This window comes from Acinetobacter sp. 5862 (assembly GCF_024494585.1).
In the GTDB taxonomy this organism is placed as follows: domain Bacteria; phylum Pseudomonadota; class Gammaproteobacteria; order Pseudomonadales; family Moraxellaceae; genus Acinetobacter.
On sequence record NZ_JANHGP010000067.1, the window covers coordinates 14188 to 32648 of the forward strand.

Consider the following 18461-nt stretch of genomic DNA (forward strand, 5'->3'; position numbering starts at 1 on the left):
TCGAAAACTTGAGAGGTATTACGAGATGTCATCTGCCAGTCAACTCAATGACAAGCAACTTGAAGCGATGAAATATGTTCAAGGGCCATTGTTGGTGCTCGCAGGTGCGGGTTCAGGTAAAACCTCAGTGATTACACGAAAAGTTGCTTTTTTGGTACAGCAATGTGGTATTCCAGCACATCGTATTACTGCCATGACCTTTACCAATAAAGCCGCACGTGAAATGAAGGAGCGTGTCGCTAAGTTATTGTCACGTGAAGAAGCAAAAGGACTCTCAGTTTCGACTTTCCATACTTTTGGCTTAAATTTATTGCGTTTAGAATTAAAAAACTTACCTCTTAAAGCCAATTTTTCGATTTTAGATGCAGACGACTGCAAACGAATTCTGATGGACTTAATGCAGCGCGATAATATGTCGGGTGCAGAGAGTAAAGAACTCATTGCTAAAGCAATGAAGAAAATTTCTGATTGGAAAAATGACTTAGTTTTACCAGAGCAAGCTCATTCAACGTGTGAAACAGTTGACGATGTACAGTTAGCACATTTATATCAACTCTATGAACGTAATCTGCGCGCTTATAATGCCGTTGATTTTGATGATTTGATTGTGATGCCAACACGTTTGCTGCAAGAGAATGCTGAAGTCAGAGACAAATGGCAAAATCGGGTTCGCTATTTACTGGTAGATGAATATCAAGATACCAATACTGCACAATATACCCTTGTAAAACTTCTCGTTGGTGTGATGGGCCAATTCACCGCCGTAGGTGATGATGATCAATCTATTTATGCATGGCGTGGTGCAAAGCCTGAGAATATGGCTTTATTAAAAGAAGATTTTCATAATTTAAAAGTCATTAAACTTGAGCAAAATTACCGGTCAACCAGTCGTATTTTAAAAGCGGCTAATGCCGTAATTGAAAACAATCCACATATTTTTGATAAAAAATTGTGGAGTGATAAAGGACATGGTGAAAATATCCGTGTGATCACGTGTTTAAATGACGATGATGAAGCGGAACGTGTCGTTAAAGATCTCATCACGCATAAATTGATGAATGGTAAAAATTGGAAAGACTATGCGATTTTATATCGTGGTAATTTCCAAGCACGCGTATTAGAAACGCAGCTCCGTCAAATGCAAATCCCTTATAAATTATCAGGTGGGCAATCATTCTTTGCTCGTGCTGAGATTAAAGATGTGATGAGTTATTTACGCCTCATTATTAATCCTGAAGATGATAGTGCTTTCTTACGAATTATTAATACACCGAAGCGTGCAATTGGACCTGTGACTTTAGAGAAACTAGGGCTATTTGCACAAGAAAATACCTTATCGTTATTAACAGCTTCTTCAGATCAACGATTGTCGATGGTATTGCCTAAGAAAGCTGCCACTCAATTACATGAGTTTGCTGACTTTATCGCAACATTTACCCGTGAATTGTTAGACGATGATGAGCCTGTACCTAAAGTACGTCAAATGATCAACGAAGCGGGTTATATTGATTATGTTCGTGAGCAAGCTGCAACGCCAGCTCAAGAAAAAACCAAACTTGACAATATCGAGAGTCTATATACCAGTATTCAAAACCTGATTAATCGTACTGATGATGTTGATGAAAAGAATATTGAAAGTGTGATTCGTAAACTGGTATTGCTCGATATGTTAGAGCAGCAGCAAGAAGAAGAGGACACGGATAAAGTGAACTTATTGACGCTACATGCTGCAAAAGGATTGGAATTTCCTTATGTGTATATGATTGGCTTGGAAGAAGAGCTATTACCACATAAAAACTCGATTGCTTCAGAAACCATCGAAGAAGAACGCCGTTTAATGTATGTGGGCATTACCCGTGCTCGACAAGGGCTTACCTTGACACTTGCTGAGCAACGTAAAAACGGTGGTCAAATGCGTCAAATGACCCCAAGCCGTTTCTTAGACGAATTACCACAAGATGATCTAGAGTGGCATGGTCGTAAAAAGAAACTCGCACCGAATGTTGATCCGAAAGAGCAAGCTCAGCAATATCTCGCGAATTTAAAAGCATTATTGAAACGTTAAGAAATAGTAAGTAGGAAGTTGTAATGAAAGTTCAAGTTAAAGTATTAGATGCTCGTTTAGGTCAAGAATGGGCGTTGCCTTCTTATGCCACAACGGGTTCAGCAGGTTTAGATTTACGTGCCTGTTTAGATAGTGCAATTGATATTGCGGCTGGTGAAACGGTCTTAGTCAAAACTGGTCTAGCAATCTATATCGAAGATCCAAACTTTGCAGGTTTAATTTTACCGCGTTCAGGTCTTGGTCATAAACATGGTATTGTATTAGGAAACTTGGTCGGTTTGATTGATTCCGATTATCAAGGTGAATTGATGATTTCTGTTTGGAATCGTGGGCAAAATACATTCCGATTAGAACCAGGCGAACGTTTGGCTCAATACGTTTTAGTTCCTGTGGTACAAGCTGAATTTGAACAAGTGCAAGAATTTGTTGCGACTGAACGTGGTGCAGGTGGTTTTGGACATACAGGTCAACACTAATACTGCTTCCATTATCAATTTAAATGCAATGCTTTGCTTAAAAGCATTGCATTTTTGATATTGATTGTTCTTTGGATTTGTATTAAAAAGCAGCTGACAAATTATTTTAATTTTTCTGAACAAGGGTTAACTAATTTCTTAATAGTTCTGTTTTTTGAATCAGCTAATGATTATAAAAATAGGGGTTCACTGTGAATACAAAATATACATTTCCTCTGAGTATTTTTCGTGCTTATGATATTCGCGGAAAATTAAATCATTTAACACCTCATGTAATTCATTCAATTGGCTATGCTTTAGCACAACAATATAAAAATGCAGGACAATATCAAGTCGTTATTGGGTATGACGCACGTCTAACGAGTCCGACTTATGCCAATATTATTCAACAAATTTTTCAAACACAGGGCTTAACAGTCACCAACATTGGATGTTGCTCATCGCCCATGATGTACTATATTGCGCGTGATTTTGGTGGGAATGGAATTATGGTAACCGCAAGCCATAATCCTAAATCTGATAATGGAATTAAATGGATTTTACAAGGAGAACCACCAAGCCCTGAGATTATTCAACAGGTCGGTTTAGCAGCTCAATTTGCGTTAGAAACAATTGAAAAGAATAGTGATCTACAAGAATTATCGCATCATATTATTCCTGAATTTTGTTTAAAATATCAACAATCATTATTAAGTGATATTCAGCTAAAACGCCCTTTAAAAGTTGCATTAGATGGTTTACATGGTGCAGCAGGTCGTTGTGCAAAACTCGTCTTAGAAAAGTTAGGGTGTGAAGTTATTGCGATTCGATGTGAGGCAAATGGCACTTTCCCAGACCATGCACCTGATCCATCACATGCGGAACATTTAAAACAGTTGCAAGCGGCTATCCTTTTGGAAAAAGCAGATATTGGTATTGCCTTGGATGGTGATGGTGATCGAGTCGTTATTGTGGATGAGCTTGCCCATATTATTAGTCCAGACCGTTTATTGTCTTTATTCGCACAAATTTGTTTAAAACAGCATCCTCAAAAAGAAATCGTATTTGATGTAAAATGTTCACAAATGGTGGCTGAGACGGTACAAAAACTTCATGGCCAAGCCAAAATGATTCGTACAGGAAGTAGTTTCTTGCGCGCATATTTATCTCAATCAAAAGGCAATGCTGTATTTGGGGGAGAGTATGCGGGTCATTATGTATTTAATGATGGTCGTGGTTTTGGTTATGACGATGGTCTATATGCGGCGTTAAGAGTCATGGAATATATGACTCAATCAGACGAAGCAAACCTTTCTGCATTATTAGCAATTTACCCTGAACGTTATTGTACTGAAGATACCTATATCAGTACCCATGATATAAACCCTAAACAAGTTTTAAATGATATTGAAATTCAAAGTCATCGTTTAGGTGCTCGTTTAAGTAAAATAGATGGTGTAAGACTTGATTTTGATGATGGTTTTGGCATTATTCGAGCATCTAATACGGGTGAGTATTTCACAGTTCGTTTTGATGCAGATAATCCAAGCCGATTAAGTGAAATCCGCCAAGAATTTGTTTCTATGATGCAAGAGCAATATCCGCAAATTGCACAAGAACTCGCACAAGCTTAATAAGGAGACACGCATGCCACATGAGCATATCGGCATTGATAAAGCAAAAATTTTGATTGAAGCTTTGCCGTATATTCAACGTTTTGCAGGTAAAACGTTGGTTGTAAAATATGGTGGCAATGCAATGACTGATCCAGAGCTTGAAAGCTCATTTGCGCGTGACATTGTGCTATTAAAAACAGTGGGCTTAAATCCAATTGTTGTACATGGTGGTGGTCCGCAAGTTGACTCTTTATTAAAACGTTTAGGACAAGAGTCTGATCGTATTGATGGGATGCGCGTTACTGATCAAGCCACGATGGAAGTGGTAGAAATGGTGTTGGGTGGTAGTGTCAATAAATCAATTGTTAATCTGATTAACCAACATGGTGGTCGTGCAATTGGTTTAACAGGTAAAGATGGTAATTTACTTCGTGCCCGTAAATTGCTTATGGAAAAGCAAGAAGCTGATGGCTCAATTTCTCAAATTGATTTGGGTATGGTCGGTGAAGTGACAGGCGTTAAAACCGATGTGTTGGAAATGTTTACCCAAGGTGATTTTATTCCTGTGATCGCACCATTAGGTGTGGATGAAGAAGGGAATACTTATAATATCAATGCTGATCTTGTCGCTGGAAAAGTTGCAGAAGCATTGGGTGCTGAAAAACTGATTCTATTGACCAATATCACAGGCGTATTAGACGAAAATAAAAACTTATTAACTGGATTAAGTACGCAGGAAGTAGATCGTTTAATTGAAACAGGCGTTATCTACGGTGGTATGATTCCTAAAGTCGGTTGTGCATTAGACGCGGTCAAAGGTGGGGTCGTGAGTGCACATATTGTAGATGGTCGAGTACCCCATGCAACATTATTAGAGATTTTTACTGACCACGGGGTTGGAACGCTGATTACCAATCGTGCGAAGCACTAAAGATTAAAAAAGACCTCATGAAGGTCTTTTTTTTCGTCATGATCTGTTCACGTTATAGTCATTTCAATGTCATTTAATCGATTTAAGGTAACTCTAGACATAAGGAGCTTTCATTATGCTAGAAAAATTAAATCATTATCGTCAGACATTAACTTCACCTTTACGCCAAAAACCATCACAAAATCAATTTCGTTTTGGGTGGGTGGACAATCTAAAAGAATTACAAGAAGTACAACGTTTTAGAGCAAATCAATTCTCTCATCAATTTGGTATCTCTTTTGAAGATGGTCTCGATCAAGATCTCTATGACTTTGGTTGTGAGCATGCTGTATTACGTGAGAAATGGACTGGTGAAATTGTTGCCTATACACGCCTTAAATTATTTCAGGGGCATGAGATTGGGCAAAGCTATAGCGCTAAAGAGTTTGATGTTGTTCCTAACCTTTCACATTTGCCAAGTATTCTAGAAATAGGTCGTACCTGCGTACATCCACAATTCCGTTCTGGAAAAGCCTTATCAATGCTCTGGTTAAATTTGGTGCCAAAGGTGTTGTGGTCAATGCGTGCTAAGTACCTTATGGGATGTGTCAGTATTCATCTTGAAGATAATTTAGCGCGTGCCTATTACACTCATCGTCAGATTCAGCAATTGGGTGATCACCAAATTATTGATATTCGTTCAAAACGTGCATTCGAACCTGAGAGACCAGAATATAGCTTCCCACAAGATGAACGGATGCCAAAATTATTTGATACATATCTAGGTATGCAATCTAAGCTCTCTAAACAAGCATTTTATGATGAAGATTTCAAATGTTTAGATTATTTTGTTTTCTTAGAAATTAACAAAATTGCCACTTCTTTTGTCATGAATAAAATGGTGCAGCGATAGTTATATCATTGTTAGTCTAATACTGAGCACATATTGAGATTTACAAGATATCTAAACCTCATGCACAATAGGCTTAGATGTTAGACAGTTAGAAGATATGTGCCAGCTATTAGGAATGAATTGCGCTACACCAACAGATATTACTTTTTCCTTTCGTGGATTTTCTCAACGAGCTGGCATTACGTCTGATCATTGTGATGGCTTTGGTATCGCATTTTTTGAAGACAAAGCATGTCGGTTATTTGTTGATAATCAATCTGCAGTTGAATCACCAATTGCAGATTTAATTCGTAATTATCCTATTAAATCTCGTAATGTGATTGCACATATCCGAAAAGCAACACAAGGCAAAATTACGCTAGAAAATTCACATCCATTTCTACGTGAGTTATGGGGGCGGCATTGGATTTTTGCGCATAACGGTGATCTACACGATTTTAATCCTCAGCTTAGTGGTCGCTTTGAACCTGTTGGTAATACAGACAGCGAACGTGCTTTTTGTTATTTATTAGATCAAATGGTTGAAGCGTTTGGATATACAGAACCGTGTATAGAGAAAGTTTTTTCTCTGTTAGAACGGATTTCACCTGAAATTGCTGAACATGGCACGTTTAATTTTTGCCTATCCAATGGGCAAGCATTATTTAGTTATGCGACAACTAAACTGCATTGGTTAGTAAGAGAATATCCATTTCAACCTGCGCATTTAATTGATTTAGACGTCAAAGTAGATTTTAGCGAGGTAACGACACCTGAAGATCGTGTTGCTGTTATCACGACTGAACCGCTCACACATAATGAATCATGGACTGCATATCAGCCAGGCGAAATGATTTTATTTCAGCATGGGAAACCTATTAAATATGCACTCACACGTGTTGAACGTTTAATTCGAGAAGCAGACAATCCACTGTTAAAACGAATCACCAAAGCAGATCAATATTAATTAGGTATAATCAAAATTAATACATGATATATACCTTTTTTATAATATAAATTCCTTAACTTTTTATATTTAAATTCCATTTTTGAGTTTATTTTTAGAATTGGTTAAAAAATACTTGAGTATTTTGATTGGGTAAAATATTTAAATAAATATAAAACAATAAGTTAATTTATTTTATTGAAAATATTTAAAATCTGACAAAAATGCTGTGTTTTTATTTAATTACTTAGTCGATATTATGTCCTTATTCAATAAATCACATTGGTTTTAGGAATCGATATGGGCATGAAATGGTCTTCCGAATATAATACAGGAATAGAGGTAATCGATGATCAGCATCGACGTATTCTGGATTATATTAATGAAATCGCTGATTTAAAATATTCACATGATCGTGTAAAAATGAAAAGTGTATTAGATAATATTATTGACTATACACAATCACATTTTACCTTTGAAGAAAGTTTACAAGAAGAAGCAAACTATAAGTATCGTGTACCTCACAAGCGTGTGCATGACTTATTTATTAAAAAAATAGAGGCTTATCGTGAGCGCTTTGAACTGGGTCATGAAATTGATAAAGAATTGCATGAAGCTCTCTCTAAATGGTTAATTAATCATATTCGCCATGATGATGCAGATTATGTTGGTGCAGTAAGAGAAAATATGATTGGCATTATTAAAGAAAATGAAAAGAAAAAAGGCAAGAATTGGTTTTCACGGTTCTTTGCTTAACAATAAAATAATAACAATAAGACCTCTTATGGTAGAAAAATAATAAGGTGAAGATGAGTAAAAAATAAGAGGTCAGATTTACATAATAATAACTAGGCGCGGCAAGTCATCTTTATGGTGATTTGCCTTTTTCTTTGGGTATCTTTTGTTTTGATTTTCAGACGTGACAAAGGCAAAATAGATTGAATATTTCATTGTAAGCTCCATAAAGAAGCACAATGAGTTCAAAGCTTTTTAAGGAATGCAGTATGCAGGACACAACTCTGTCACGCTGGCTTACACCAGTGATGGCGTTTTGCTTATCTTTTGTCATGATTAGCACATTAGCACCAACAGTGGGTATTCAAATTGATCGTCAATTTGATTTTTGGTTATTGTGGCTAGGAACCATGCTTTTATTTGCACTACCGATTGGTTTTCTTGAAATTGCCTTAGCGAAACGTTCACAGATGACCGCGTTACAAGCACTTTCTACTTTAACGCGTGATGCTGATGCTTCCCCGAAATGGCGTTTAGTAGGTTGGTTCGCTGTTGTTTTTGTTCCTTTCTTTGCAGGCAGTATGATAAATACCTCTGCTCACATTGTGACTGAGCAGCTTGGATTAGATCTTCCTGTTCAAATCCTTTTCGCTGTTTTTGCCGTTATAGCGCTTGGTTTATCTTTTATACCGCGCCAATTTTTAATTGGACTTACAACAATTGGAGTCATTGCTGCTTTTATTGGTGCAAATGTGATGGGCACTCAGTTAACGACTTGGCACTGGACAGGTATTGAGTTTATAGAGTGGGGCAATGCTACAGTGCTCGCTTTAGTCGCAAGTGGTCTAGGTCTAGGATTGTATTGGCAAAGTAGCTTAGCGACAGTGAAAAAACAACAAGCGGTCACAAGTTCAGTCTTTCCGATCTGGGTCGCGCAGCTTATTGCTGTCATTGCATTTGGTTTCTTCTCTACCCAAGCGCAACTTCCAGCATTAGCGTGGGTTTTTGCTGCGATAATGTCTGCTGCATTATTGATCCAATGTGCTAAAGAGCAGTTAGCACAACGCCAACTTGCAATCATTATTCAATGGGGCATTATTCTCGCGGCAATTGCAGTTTGGGCTGTGCCACAAGTTGACCAAATTTTTAATACTCTATTGATGATTTGGGGATTAGTGATTTGTTTAATTTATGCCGTTTTTGCAGGCTGGGTTATGAAGATTAGCCATCTTCGTAAGGCCATGGGCTTTAGTAACGAATTATTTTATAACGTATGGCGTATTGCGGTACGTTTAGTTTTACCGCTTTCAATTTTGATTGCGATTGTCGCAATTATTGGGCAAGTTTTATAATGGAACAGAAACAGGTTTGGGTTGCATTTGCGACACCTGAACAGCAATTTATGATTGCCGTTCCATTCAATGAAGGAATGACTGCACAACAAGCGATTGATGCAAGTGGTTTAGCAGAACAGGTAAAACTTCCAGAGCTTTTAAATCTTGGTGTATTTGGTAGCAAGATTGAGGTAGATACTGTTTTGCAAGTGGGTGATCGAGTAGAGATTTATCGTCCATTGACGATTAATCCTAAAGATATTCGACGCAAGCGTGCCGCAAAGAACCCCGTTGGACGTTTTATTAAGGGTAATCGTTTCAGACCATCAAGTTCATAAATAAAACCCCTCACGAATGATTCGGTGAGGGGTTTCTTTTTTTGGGAAACTATTTATAGTGGTGGCGCAGTCAGAATCGCTTCTTTTGATGCTGGTAAACCAGGTTGTGATTCGGGAATCGTATCTAAACCTTCTAGACGTTCTACATTGCCATTCGCATCGAAATAAACTTTTAAGTGTTGACCACGCACTGCCGGTATTTTTGCTTTTTTAGCATAAGTACCTGGTGTGTAGTTGTAGATATAGTCCCAACGTAATGGATTTAATGGATCTGTAACAGTTGGACTACCCAGTAAGAAACGGACTTGCTGAAAGCTCATGCCTACTTGTACTTGAGATGCTTGTGCTTTGGTTAACGGTGTTCCTTGTGGAATATCAACTTTATAAACACCAAAGACTGAACAACCGCTAAGTACTGAAGTGACGAATAACGCCAGCATGATTTTTTGCATTTTGCTACACTATCCTGATAAATGATGATGCATTTGGTTCAAGGATAGATCATACTGCATCTAAACTCTATTGCCTATTCCAACTTAAGATTTGTTGAGAGACCTTTTTAAATGCCTATTTCCAATCAAGACTTACGCAAAGCTGGACTTAAAGTCACCCTTCCTCGTATTAAGATTTTGGAATTGTTAGAAAATTCAAAACAACATCATTTAAGTGCTGAAGATATTTATAAAACTTTGCTTGAACAAGGTGAAGATGTTGGTTTAGCAACTGTTTACCGAGTGTTAACACAATTTGAAGCGGCTGGCATTATCCAACGTCATCATTTTGAAAATAATCATTCAGTTTTTGAAATCATGCAAGAAGATCATCATGATCACCTTGTTTGCTTAAATTGCAACAAAGTTGTTGAATTTACGAATGATATTATTGAGAAAGAGCAACATGCTGTTGCAGATCAGCATAATTTTGCCTTAACTGGTCATTCATTAAACTTATACGGTTATTGTAGTGATTCTGAATGCCAAGATGCTTATCGTAAAAAATGAGTTTGATTTAGTTAAAGCTTAGTACTTTACTAAAATTAAACAAATAAAAAGGAAGGTTTTTTAAAACCTTCCTTTTTTTAATGTCTTAATTTCAATTATTGACCATCAAAGGTAATATTTCGGCTCGCACTCAATAACTGATCTGTACCTTCTTCTGAAAGTTTAATTGTGAGACGTAAGTCATTTGGCGAGTCAGCATGCTTCAGTGCATCTTTATACGTAATTTCACCTGCTTTATATAAATCAAATAATGCTTGGTCAAAAGTCTGCATACCTAACTCACGAGAACGCTTCATGAGATCTTTAATTTCGTGTACTTCACCTTTGCGTATGTAATCTGCCAAAAGTGGTGTATTAATCAGAATCTCAATTGCTGCACGACGTGAATTACCATCTGGCGTTGGGATCAACTGTTGAGCAACCATGGCCTTGAGATTAAGTGATAAATCCATATGCAATTGAGGATGGCGATCTGCTTCAAAGAAGTGAATAATACGATCAAGTGCTTGGTTTGCATTGTTTGCGTGTAGTGTTGCGAGCACTAAGTGACCTGTTTCAGCAAAAGCAATCGCATAGTCCATGGTTTCACGAGAACGAATCTCACCAATTAAGATCACATCAGGTGCTTGGCGAAGCGTATTTTTTAATGCGACTTCAAATGAATCTGTATCAATCCCGACTTCACGTTGAGTGACAATACAACCCGCATGTTGATGTACGAATTCAATTGGGTCTTCAATGGTAATAATATGACCCTTTGAATTTTGGTTACGGTAACCAATCATCGAAGCTAATGAGGTTGATTTACCTGTACCTGTTGCGCCTACAAAGATAATAATACCGCGTTTGGTCATGGCGAGTTCTTTCAGCACGCTAGGGAGCTTGAGTTCATCCATGGTTGGAATGACAGTTTCAATACGACGTAAAACCATTCCAGGCATATCACGTTGTTGAAATGCACTTACACGGAAACGAGCTGTTTTCTCACGGTTGACGATCGCAAAATTACACTCTCTTGTTTCAGCGAATTCTTTACGCTGCTTATCTGACATAATCGAATGAAGTAACTGACCAACGACTTCACCTGAGAGTTTAGACTTTGAAACAGGCACAATTTGACCGTTGATCTTCATTGAAGGTTCAACATCTGCAGTCACAAATAAATCAGATGCACTTTGTTGAATCATTAAATTGAGTAAATCATTAAAGTCCATGATATTTCTCTAATCCGTTTATTATTATAGGAATGACTCAGGTTGTTTTGCTGCAGTACGGGCAACTTGAGGGCTAATAACACCTTTTGAAACCAAGGTTTTAAGACTTTGGTCAAGTGTAGTCATACCGTAGTTTGCACCCGTTTGGATGGCAGAATACATCTGAGCTACTTTATTTTCACGTACAAGGTTACGAATAGCTGGAATTCCAATCATGATTTCATGTGCTGCAACACGACCACCACCATTTTTCTTCAATAATGTTTGTGAAATAACGGCTTGTAGTGATTCAGAAAGCATGGCACGAACCATATCTTTTTCTTCGGCAGGGAATACGTCGATGACACGGTCAATTGTTTTCGCTGCAGAGGTCGTATGCAGTGTACCAAAAACCAAGTGACCCGTTTCCGCAGCAGTCAATGCCAGACGAATGGTTTCCAAATCACGCATCTCACCCACAAGGATAATGTCAGGGTCTTCACGCAGTGCTGAACGCAGTGCTTCATTGAAGCCATGTGTATCACGGTGCACTTCACGCTGGTTGATCAGGCATTTTTTAGATTGGTGTACAAATTCGATTGGGTCTTCAACCGTTAAAATGTGGTCATAGCGGTTTTCGTTGATATAGTCGATCATCGCAGCGAGCGTCGTTGATTTACCAGAACCCGTAGGTCCTGTGACCAAAACGATACCCCGTGGATAATCACAAATTTCTTTAAAAATTGAACCTAAACCAAGGTCTTCCATGGTTAAAACTTTAGATGGAATGGTACGGAATACCGCGCCAGCGCCACGGTTTTGGTTAAATGCGTTCACACGGAAACGTGCAATATTAGGCACTTCAAATGAAAAGTCAGTTTCTAGATCTTCTTCATAATCACGACGTTGTTTATCATTCATGATGTCATACACTAAGCGGTGTACATCTTTATGTTCTAGTGCTGGTAAATTAATACGACGGACTTCACCATCTACACGAATCATTGGTGGCATACCTGATGAAAGATGTAAGTCTGAAGCACCGTTTTTAACTGCAAATGCTAGTAATTCTGTAATATCCATGATTTCCCCGAAACAATCAAAATGCCTCACTCTTTTATAGAATAATATACGGCTTTCACTCTGTGTTACCAACATATTATAGAATGTGAGAGAAAAAAGATTTTGTAAGTGAGAACTGTGTCAATGAATAAATCTGAGCAATTCCGTCAATCTGTTTTAAATCAAATAGAGCAAGCTTGCCAGCAGGTGAAACGTGATCCTTCGACTGTACAATTGTTGGCTGTTTCAAAGACTCATCCGAGCCAAACCTTACGAGAAATGTATACTGTTGGTCAGCGTTGTTTTGGTGAAAATTATTTGCAAGAAGCCTTGACTAAAATTGATGAATTACAAGATTTAGATATTGAATGGCATTTTATTGGTCATGTACAACGCAATAAAACCAAGCATTTAGCAGAAACATTTGATTGGGTGCATGGAGTCGATCGCTTCATTATTGCAGAACGTTTATCCAAGCAACGTTTAGAAAATCAAAAACCGTTAAATATCTGTATTCAGGTAAATATTGATGGGCAAAATTCTAAAGATGGTTGCCAACCAAATGAGGTTTTAGAATTGGTTCATCAAATCAGTCAGCTTCCACACATACGTTTGCGTGGATTGATGGTGATTCCAGCACCTGAAAATTATGCTGCGTTTATCGATGCCAAGGCCTTATTTGATGAAGTGAAGTCTCAGCATGCACAGCCGCAAGACTGGGATACATTAAGTATGGGCATGTCTGCCGATCTCGAAGCTGCGATTGCAGCAGGTTCAACTATGGTCAGAGTAGGAACGGCATTGTTTGGTGCAAGAGGATGAGCGAGGAAAAGCAAAGCTACCTCGTTTCACGATGTCTTGCGAAGCTATGTTTCTCATTTGCCCGAAGCGCGAGACGAGAAACTATGTTTCGGGTAACTGGTTAAGCCCTGTATCAGCCCACCAGCTCAATCCGACTTGAACCTGAGCCAATTGACTGTACCTGAATCTGTACAGGAATACGCTCATGCATTTCCTGAATATGCGAGATCAATACCACTTTACGGCCTTGGCTTTGCAGTTGATCTAGCGCATTCATCACCATATGCAAGGATGAAGCATCCAGTGTGCCAAAACCTTCATCAATAAACAGTGATTCGATTTTCATAGAACCTGAAGCCATATTGGCAATTGCCAAGGAAATCGCAAGGGCAGTCAGGAAAGACTCACCACCAGACAGTGAAGCCACTGAACGGGTTTCACCATCCATATCATGGTCAATGATGGCTAGGCTGAGGGAGTTATCCAAACGTTTTAAGGTATAACGCTGCGATAGCATTGCTAATTGTTGATTGGCATATTCCAGCAAAATATCCAGATTATATTGCTGAGCCAAGTCACGGAAATTTTTACCTTTGGAATCGCCAATTAAACTAGAAATCTTATTCCAACGGTGTTCCTGCTGCTGAATCTGCTGGATTTGATCTGCAAATTGTTTTTGCTTGGCAAGGTTTTGTTGATGTACTTCTAATTTCAGTTTGAACTTATCACGTTGTTCGGCTTGCTGTTGTAGCTTCTCATGATTGAGATGGATGTACTCAATCAACTGGGTGTGTTCGATGGGTGGCTGTTGTTGCTGATGTATCTGTAATTGCTGTTGCAGCGTTTTCAATGCAGAGGCGGCCTCATTGAGTAAGCGTTCTGCATGTTGTAGCGATGTTCGAATGTGCTGTTCTTGCTCAGCACGAATAGCAAGTAAGTCAGCTAATTGATGCTCTTCAAACTCAGGATGCTGGCTTAACCATGCTCGAATTTCAGTTTTAGATTGAGTAATAGTAGATTGTTGCTGTTGTTGTTGAGCCTTGAGCTGTTCCAGTTCATTTTTCTGCTGTTCATAGATTTGACGAGTCTGTTCAAAACGCTGCTTGATTTGCTGATATTGATTTTGGAGTTGCTGACGCTGTTGATCGTGTTGGTTTAACCATTCATTGGCTTTCAGTTCGGTTAAACCTGTCATCACTACAATGAGTTGATGCGCTGACTCTGTATTTTGTTTGCCTTTAAGCTCGACATCTTTGAGTTGCTGGCTAAACTCCGCATGTTGAGTGTTCAAGCTTGTTAAATTGGTCTTTAATAGATTCAGTTGCTGTTCAAGCTGCTGCTGTTGCTTGCTGAGTGTTTCAGCTTGTTCAATCTGTTGAACACGTTGCTGTAAACGTTGTGCTAGCTGTTGAGCAGAGCTTAGCGTTTGCTGTTGCCATAAGTTTTGTTCATCGCTAGTCAGGCAATCTACAACATGCTGAATCTGTTGCTGTAACTGCTGTACGCTTTCGAGTTGATAGCGGATATTTTGAATCGTTTGAGTCAGGTGATAGTGGTCTTTATTGGCCTGATGCAGTTGCTGTAACTCAATTTCAATCTGCTGTTTGAGTTTAGTTGCTTCACTCGTCCATTGTTGTTGAGCTACCGTGATTTCAGCATGTGGTTGGGTTAAATCTAACTGAATGTCGAACTGTGCGGCATGTTTGACTAACTCCTGATGTTGCAGTTTGAATTTGTCATCTGCTTGTTGCACTGCGGATTGCAATTGAGTCAGTTCGGTACGAATCTGGGTAAATTGCTGCTGTGTGTTTTGCCAAAGTTGAAAGCATTGTTGCTCTTGTTGGATGGCCTGTTGCTCCTGCTGTTGTTGCAGCTCATACAAGGCTTTGGAGAGCTGACTTGCATCATCACGATAGGGATGTTCGGTGCTACCACAGACCAGACAGGCTTCTCCGTGTTTGAGTTCTGCACGGAGATGTTCAATATTTTCAGCATGTAATAAACGCTGTTGTTGCAATATCTGCTGCAATTTTTCCCGTTCATTTTTGGCAGATTGGAATGCGCCTTGGCTAGTTTGCAGTTGTTGGTCAAGTTGCTGATATTGTTGCTGTGTGTTGCTGAGCTTATGGCTTAGTTCATCACGGTCTTTGTTAAGTTCAAAATAATGCTGTAACTTTTGCTGAATTAGATCCAGTTGATTCAGTTGGGCTTGTTGCTGTTCTCTAAGTTTTTGTTTTTGTTCAAGCTGGCTTTCAATCTGTTGTGGTGTACCAAATTTTTGAATGAGCTCATTCAATACGATCTGATCTTGTTCAAGTTTTGATTGTGCCTGTTGAATCGAACCTAAATTTTGTTCGACTTTTTGGTATTGCAGAATAAATTGCTGCAGCTGCTGAAGATGTGCATTCAAGCCCTTATCTAAAGTGGAGAATTGCGCGCTCTGTTGCAGTTGTTCAGAGCAGCTTTGTTGTTGTATCGATAAGCTATGGTGACTTTGTTCAAACTGCTGTTGCTGCTCAAGTAATGGTTGTTGTTGCGCTTCGTTTTGGTTTAAGCGGAGTTTGGTTTTCTTATATTCATCGGCAATGTATTCACGTTCCTGTACATATTTACGCACTTGAGTGAGTTCATGCTGATGGTTTTGTTCAAAACTCTGAAATTGCTGTAAGGCTGTTTCAGCCCGCGTATAAGCCGTTTTTTCTTGCTCAAATTGGCTGCTTACAGCGGTAAATTGCTGTTGCTTGTGTTGAATCTGCGGTTCAAGCTGTTGCAGTGCTTTTTCCAGTTGTTGCTGTTGGAATACAATCGGACGAATGTCTGAAAAGGTTTCAAGTTGGTTGAGTCGATTGCGATCTGCGGCTAAAGCCTGATGTGCTTGAATTTGAATCTCATGCTGTTGTTGTTTTAGTGTGATTTCAGTTTCGAGTTTCTGTCGCTGTTCAAACCATTGTTGCTGTTGATTAAGCTGAATTTTGTCAGCTTCCAACTGTTGAACCTGTTGTTGTATCTGCTGGAATTGAGTCTGTAATTCAGCAACTTCTTCATCTGAACGGATTTCAATATGACCGAGCACATTTTCCAGTTGCTTGCGTTGATCAGCTATTTCTTTGGTCTTCGCATAAGCCAGTTGTCCAATTTTGGCAAAAATACTGGAGTTGGTCAGATATTCCAATAATTCACCACGTTCATTATCGCGCGCCTTTAAAAATGCCGTGACTTCGGACTGTGCGAGCAATACTGCACGGGTGAATTGTTCAAAACTGAGTTGGGTAATCTGTTGAATATGTGCTTCAACCGCTTTGGTTTTATCTGCAATCACCACGCCATCAGTCAGGCATTTGAGTGAGCGTTGCACACTTTGCAGTTTGCCACTGGCATTTTCACGGGCACGTTTAATTTCCCAACGTGCGAGATAATATTTCTGATCTTGTGCCACAAAACATAGTTCGGCAAAACCATGGCCAGTGCCGCGACGCAGAACCGTTAAAGGGGAGTTGGTCAGTAGTTCAGAACCATCGACATCTAATAGTTTGCCATCACTGGTTTTGAGGCGTGGGATTTGATTAAACAGTGCTAAGCACATCGCATCTAAAATCGTAGATTTACCCGCACCTGTTTTTCCAACAATGGCGATCAGTCCCGCACTGGCCAAAGGCTCAGTTTCAAAATCAATAAAGTGCTCATCTGCCAGAGATGCCAAATTTTTTAGTCGTATTGATAAAATTTTCATGGCAGGTCCTTAAACAGTCTGATCATCTTCAAGTTGCTTTTGCGCTTCTGCGACCAAACTCATAAAGTCTTTGGTAACTTCGTCATCGGCGTGATAGCCCTTTTTCTCCCAAATTTGCTGAAATAGTTTTTCGGGTGTCGGTGGTTCTAAGCTAATGTTCTGCTTGCTCTCTGCATTGCTTTCATTGGAGAGATATTGTCTGGAAATCCGCACCAGTCGATAACGATCTTTGGGCAAGGCATCTTCAAATTGTTGTCGTAGATTCGGCTGTGGTGGTGTCGAGGTATGATATTCGATATCGACATATTCACGATGCTCGAGATTTTCGATCGGTTGATTTGGTAGATTGCGCAGATGTTGCATGACTACACTGAGTTCATCTTTAATTTTATGCAGTTGAATACTTCTGGGGATCGGCAAAGCTTCAAAGTTAAACGAATCTTCACTTTTTGTAGGATCAATGCTGACCTCGACCACTTGATGTTTATAGTTGATTTCACTAAATGACAGTGGAATCGGTGAGCCGCTATAACGAATATGTGGATGCTGCACTTTTTGCGGTTTATGCAAATGCCCCAGTGCAACATAATCGATACTGTCATCAAACAGGCTGGTAGAAAGCGCTTCTTCATTGCCAATGATAATCGGCCGCTCTGAATCAGAAGTTTCACCACCTTGCATATGCGCATGTGACATCAGAATCAGGGCCTGATCATCGGTTTTACGGCGTTTGGCTTCTTCGATTAACTGTTGATGTAAATAAGCAATCGCATTTTGGCTGTTGGTGGTGTGTTCATTAAAGCCTGTGATTTCAGCTGAACGTAGAAATGGCAGGGCAATACACCACGCCACAATCTGCTTTTGTTCATCATAAATTGGCAAAATGAGGCGTTCTAAATCCAATGTTTTATCTTGATTCCAGCGAATCACACCGACTGTTTTAGCATTGTATTTTTCTAATAAGGGCTCGACTTGTTCAATGCGATAGCCCGAATCATGATTGCCTGCAATCATCAAAGTTTGCATCTGTGGGGCAAGCTCGTGTGCATCGGCAAGGAATTGATAGAGTTGTTTTTGTGCCTGTGAGCTGGGATTAATCACATCAAAAATATCACCCGCAATGAGTAATGCATGCGGCTGTTTGGCTTTGATCTGCTCAAGTAACCATGCCAGAAATTGTTCATGTTCATAGTGGCGGGAATGATTATAAAAAAACTGCCCCAAATGCCAATCAGACGTATGAAAAAAATGCACGGTCATGGACGGAAAAATCCCTATTTTTGAATAGGGATAAGTTAGCATAGATTCAGTTGAAATTTATTGCGGTAAACTTTTATGGCGACAGCGCGTGTCGCTTTCTTGTACGCTGAACAGCTCATCATG

At 39.2% G+C, this 18461-nt stretch carries 16 protein-coding genes; 11 read left to right on the forward strand and 5 right to left on the reverse strand.

Annotated elements, in window-relative coordinates; genetic code table 11:
• Positions 1 to 25: 25 nt before the first annotated feature.
• The 9 genes from rep (at position 26) to NO346_RS13670 (ending at position 9291) form a co-directional block, all read left to right on the forward strand.
• Positions 26 to 2065: a DNA helicase Rep gene (gene rep / locus NO346_RS13630; protein ID WP_208727741.1), complete on the forward strand. Its 2040-nt coding sequence runs from the start codon at positions 26 to 28 to the stop codon at positions 2063 to 2065.
• 23 nt (positions 2066 to 2088) lie between these two features.
• Positions 2089 to 2541: a dUTP diphosphatase gene (dut, locus tag NO346_RS13635; protein WP_208727742.1), complete on the forward strand. Its 453-nt coding sequence runs from the start codon at positions 2089 to 2091 to the stop codon at positions 2539 to 2541.
• Positions 2542 to 2732: 191 nt separating this feature from the next.
• The gene (locus NO346_RS13640) at positions 2733 to 4154 is read left to right on the forward strand and encodes a phosphomannomutase/phosphoglucomutase (protein WP_256415499.1); all 1422 of its coding nucleotides are present in this window, start codon (positions 2733 to 2735) and stop codon (positions 4152 to 4154) included.
• Positions 4155 to 4167: 13 nt separating this feature from the next.
• On the forward strand, positions 4168 to 5067 hold the full coding sequence (gene argB, locus NO346_RS13645; protein WP_004663435.1) for an acetylglutamate kinase: 900 nt from the start codon (positions 4168 to 4170) through the stop codon (positions 5065 to 5067).
• A 115-nt stretch (positions 5068 to 5182) separates the two neighbouring features.
• Positions 5183 to 5959 (forward strand): GNAT family N-acetyltransferase, encoded by a 777-nt coding sequence (locus tag NO346_RS13650; protein WP_005158241.1) that lies wholly within the window; start codon positions 5183 to 5185, stop codon positions 5957 to 5959.
• Positions 5960 to 6056: 97 nt separating this feature from the next.
• Positions 6057 to 6905, forward strand: coding sequence for a class II glutamine amidotransferase (locus NO346_RS13655; RefSeq protein WP_256415500.1), 849 nt, complete (start codon positions 6057 to 6059; stop codon positions 6903 to 6905).
• 279 nt (positions 6906 to 7184) lie between these two features.
• The gene (locus NO346_RS13660; protein ID WP_256415501.1) at positions 7185 to 7640 is read left to right on the forward strand and encodes a bacteriohemerythrin; all 456 of its coding nucleotides are present in this window, start codon (positions 7185 to 7187) and stop codon (positions 7638 to 7640) included.
• A gap of 248 nt (positions 7641 to 7888) precedes the next feature.
• Positions 7889 to 8971 carry a hypothetical protein gene (locus NO346_RS13665; protein WP_256415502.1) on the forward strand — a complete coding sequence of 361 codons (1083 nt, stop codon included), beginning with the start codon at positions 7889 to 7891 and terminating at the stop codon, positions 8969 to 8971.
• The gene (locus NO346_RS13670) at positions 8971 to 9291 is read left to right on the forward strand and encodes an RnfH family protein (RefSeq protein ID WP_005158232.1); all 321 of its coding nucleotides are present in this window, start codon (positions 8971 to 8973) and stop codon (positions 9289 to 9291) included. The genes NO346_RS13665 and NO346_RS13670 overlap by 1 nt, the downstream gene beginning before the upstream one ends.
• Positions 9292 to 9344: 53 nt before the next feature.
• Here the strand turns inward: NO346_RS13670 and NO346_RS13675 are convergent, their stop codons facing one another.
• Complete coding sequence (locus NO346_RS13675; protein WP_004663429.1) at positions 9345 to 9743, reverse strand: outer membrane protein assembly factor BamE; 399 nt, start codon at positions 9741 to 9743, stop codon at positions 9345 to 9347.
• A 111-nt stretch (positions 9744 to 9854) separates the two neighbouring features.
• Between NO346_RS13675 and fur the strand changes: the two genes are divergently transcribed.
• Positions 9855 to 10292 carry a ferric iron uptake transcriptional regulator gene (gene fur, locus NO346_RS13680; protein ID WP_004663428.1) on the forward strand — a complete coding sequence of 146 codons (438 nt, stop codon included), beginning with the start codon at positions 9855 to 9857 and terminating at the stop codon, positions 10290 to 10292.
• Positions 10293 to 10387: 95 nt separating this feature from the next.
• On the opposite strand, the gene NO346_RS13685 is transcribed toward fur, so the two are convergent.
• Together NO346_RS13685 and NO346_RS13690 are read right to left on the reverse strand one after the other, a co-directional pair.
• Entirely contained in the window at positions 10388 to 11506 is a 1119-nt protein-coding gene (locus NO346_RS13685; protein WP_004663427.1) for a PilT/PilU family type 4a pilus ATPase, read from the reverse strand.
• A 24-nt stretch (positions 11507 to 11530) separates the two neighbouring features.
• Complete coding sequence (locus NO346_RS13690) at positions 11531 to 12568, reverse strand: type IV pilus twitching motility protein PilT (protein ID WP_087537169.1); 1038 nt, start codon at positions 12566 to 12568, stop codon at positions 11531 to 11533.
• A 123-nt stretch (positions 12569 to 12691) separates the two neighbouring features.
• Here NO346_RS13690 and NO346_RS13695 point away from each other — a divergent pair, with 123 nt between their 5' ends.
• Positions 12692 to 13369 (forward strand): YggS family pyridoxal phosphate-dependent enzyme, encoded by a 678-nt coding sequence (locus NO346_RS13695; protein ID WP_256415503.1) that lies wholly within the window; start codon positions 12692 to 12694, stop codon positions 13367 to 13369.
• Between the two features lie 112 nt (positions 13370 to 13481).
• Here the strand turns inward: NO346_RS13695 and NO346_RS13700 are convergent, their stop codons facing one another.
• Complete coding sequence (locus NO346_RS13700; protein ID WP_256415504.1) at positions 13482 to 17078, reverse strand: AAA family ATPase; 3597 nt, start codon at positions 17076 to 17078, stop codon at positions 13482 to 13484.
• Positions 17079 to 17087: 9 nt separating this feature from the next.
• A complete protein-coding gene (locus NO346_RS13705; RefSeq protein ID WP_305884340.1) occupies positions 17088 to 18338 on the reverse strand; it encodes an exonuclease SbcCD subunit D in 1251 nt (416 codons plus the stop codon).
• Between the last annotated feature and the right edge of the window lie 123 nt (positions 18339 to 18461).

Bases quoted from the DNA above. Each gene is read 5' to 3' on its own strand.
- rep (WP_208727741.1), top strand. From the start codon at position 26: ATGTCATCTGCCAGTCAACTCAATGACAAGCAACTTGAAGCGATGAAA.
- dut (WP_208727742.1), top strand. From the start codon at position 2,089: ATGAAAGTTCAAGTTAAAGTATTAGATGCTCGTTTAGGTCAAGAATGG.
- argB (WP_004663435.1), top strand. From the start codon at position 4,168: ATGCCACATGAGCATATCGGCATTGATAAAGCAAAAATTTTGATTGAA.
- NO346_RS13650 (WP_005158241.1), top strand. From the start codon at position 5,183: ATGCTAGAAAAATTAAATCATTATCGTCAGACATTAACTTCACCTTTA.
- NO346_RS13655 (WP_256415500.1), top strand. From the start codon at position 6,057: ATGTGCCAGCTATTAGGAATGAATTGCGCTACACCAACAGATATTACT.
- NO346_RS13660 (WP_256415501.1), top strand. From the start codon at position 7,185: ATGGGCATGAAATGGTCTTCCGAATATAATACAGGAATAGAGGTAATC.
- NO346_RS13665 (WP_256415502.1), top strand. From the start codon at position 7,889: ATGCAGGACACAACTCTGTCACGCTGGCTTACACCAGTGATGGCGTTT.
- NO346_RS13670 (WP_005158232.1), top strand. From the start codon at position 8,971: ATGGAACAGAAACAGGTTTGGGTTGCATTTGCGACACCTGAACAGCAA.
- NO346_RS13675 (WP_004663429.1), bottom strand. From the start codon at position 9,743: ATGCAAAAAATCATGCTGGCGTTATTCGTCACTTCAGTACTTAGCGGT.
- fur (WP_004663428.1), top strand. From the start codon at position 9,855: ATGCCTATTTCCAATCAAGACTTACGCAAAGCTGGACTTAAAGTCACC.
- NO346_RS13685 (WP_004663427.1), bottom strand. From the start codon at position 11,506: ATGGACTTTAATGATTTACTCAATTTAATGATTCAACAAAGTGCATCT.
- NO346_RS13690 (WP_087537169.1), bottom strand. From the start codon at position 12,568: ATGGATATTACAGAATTACTAGCATTTGCAGTTAAAAACGGTGCTTCA.
- NO346_RS13695 (WP_256415503.1), top strand. From the start codon at position 12,692: ATGAATAAATCTGAGCAATTCCGTCAATCTGTTTTAAATCAAATAGAG.
- NO346_RS13700 (WP_256415504.1), bottom strand. From the start codon at position 17,078: ATGAAAATTTTATCAATACGACTAAAAAATTTGGCATCTCTGGCAGAT.
- NO346_RS13705 (WP_305884340.1), bottom strand. From the start codon at position 18,338: ATGACCGTGCATTTTTTTCATACGTCTGATTGGCATTTGGGGCAGTTT.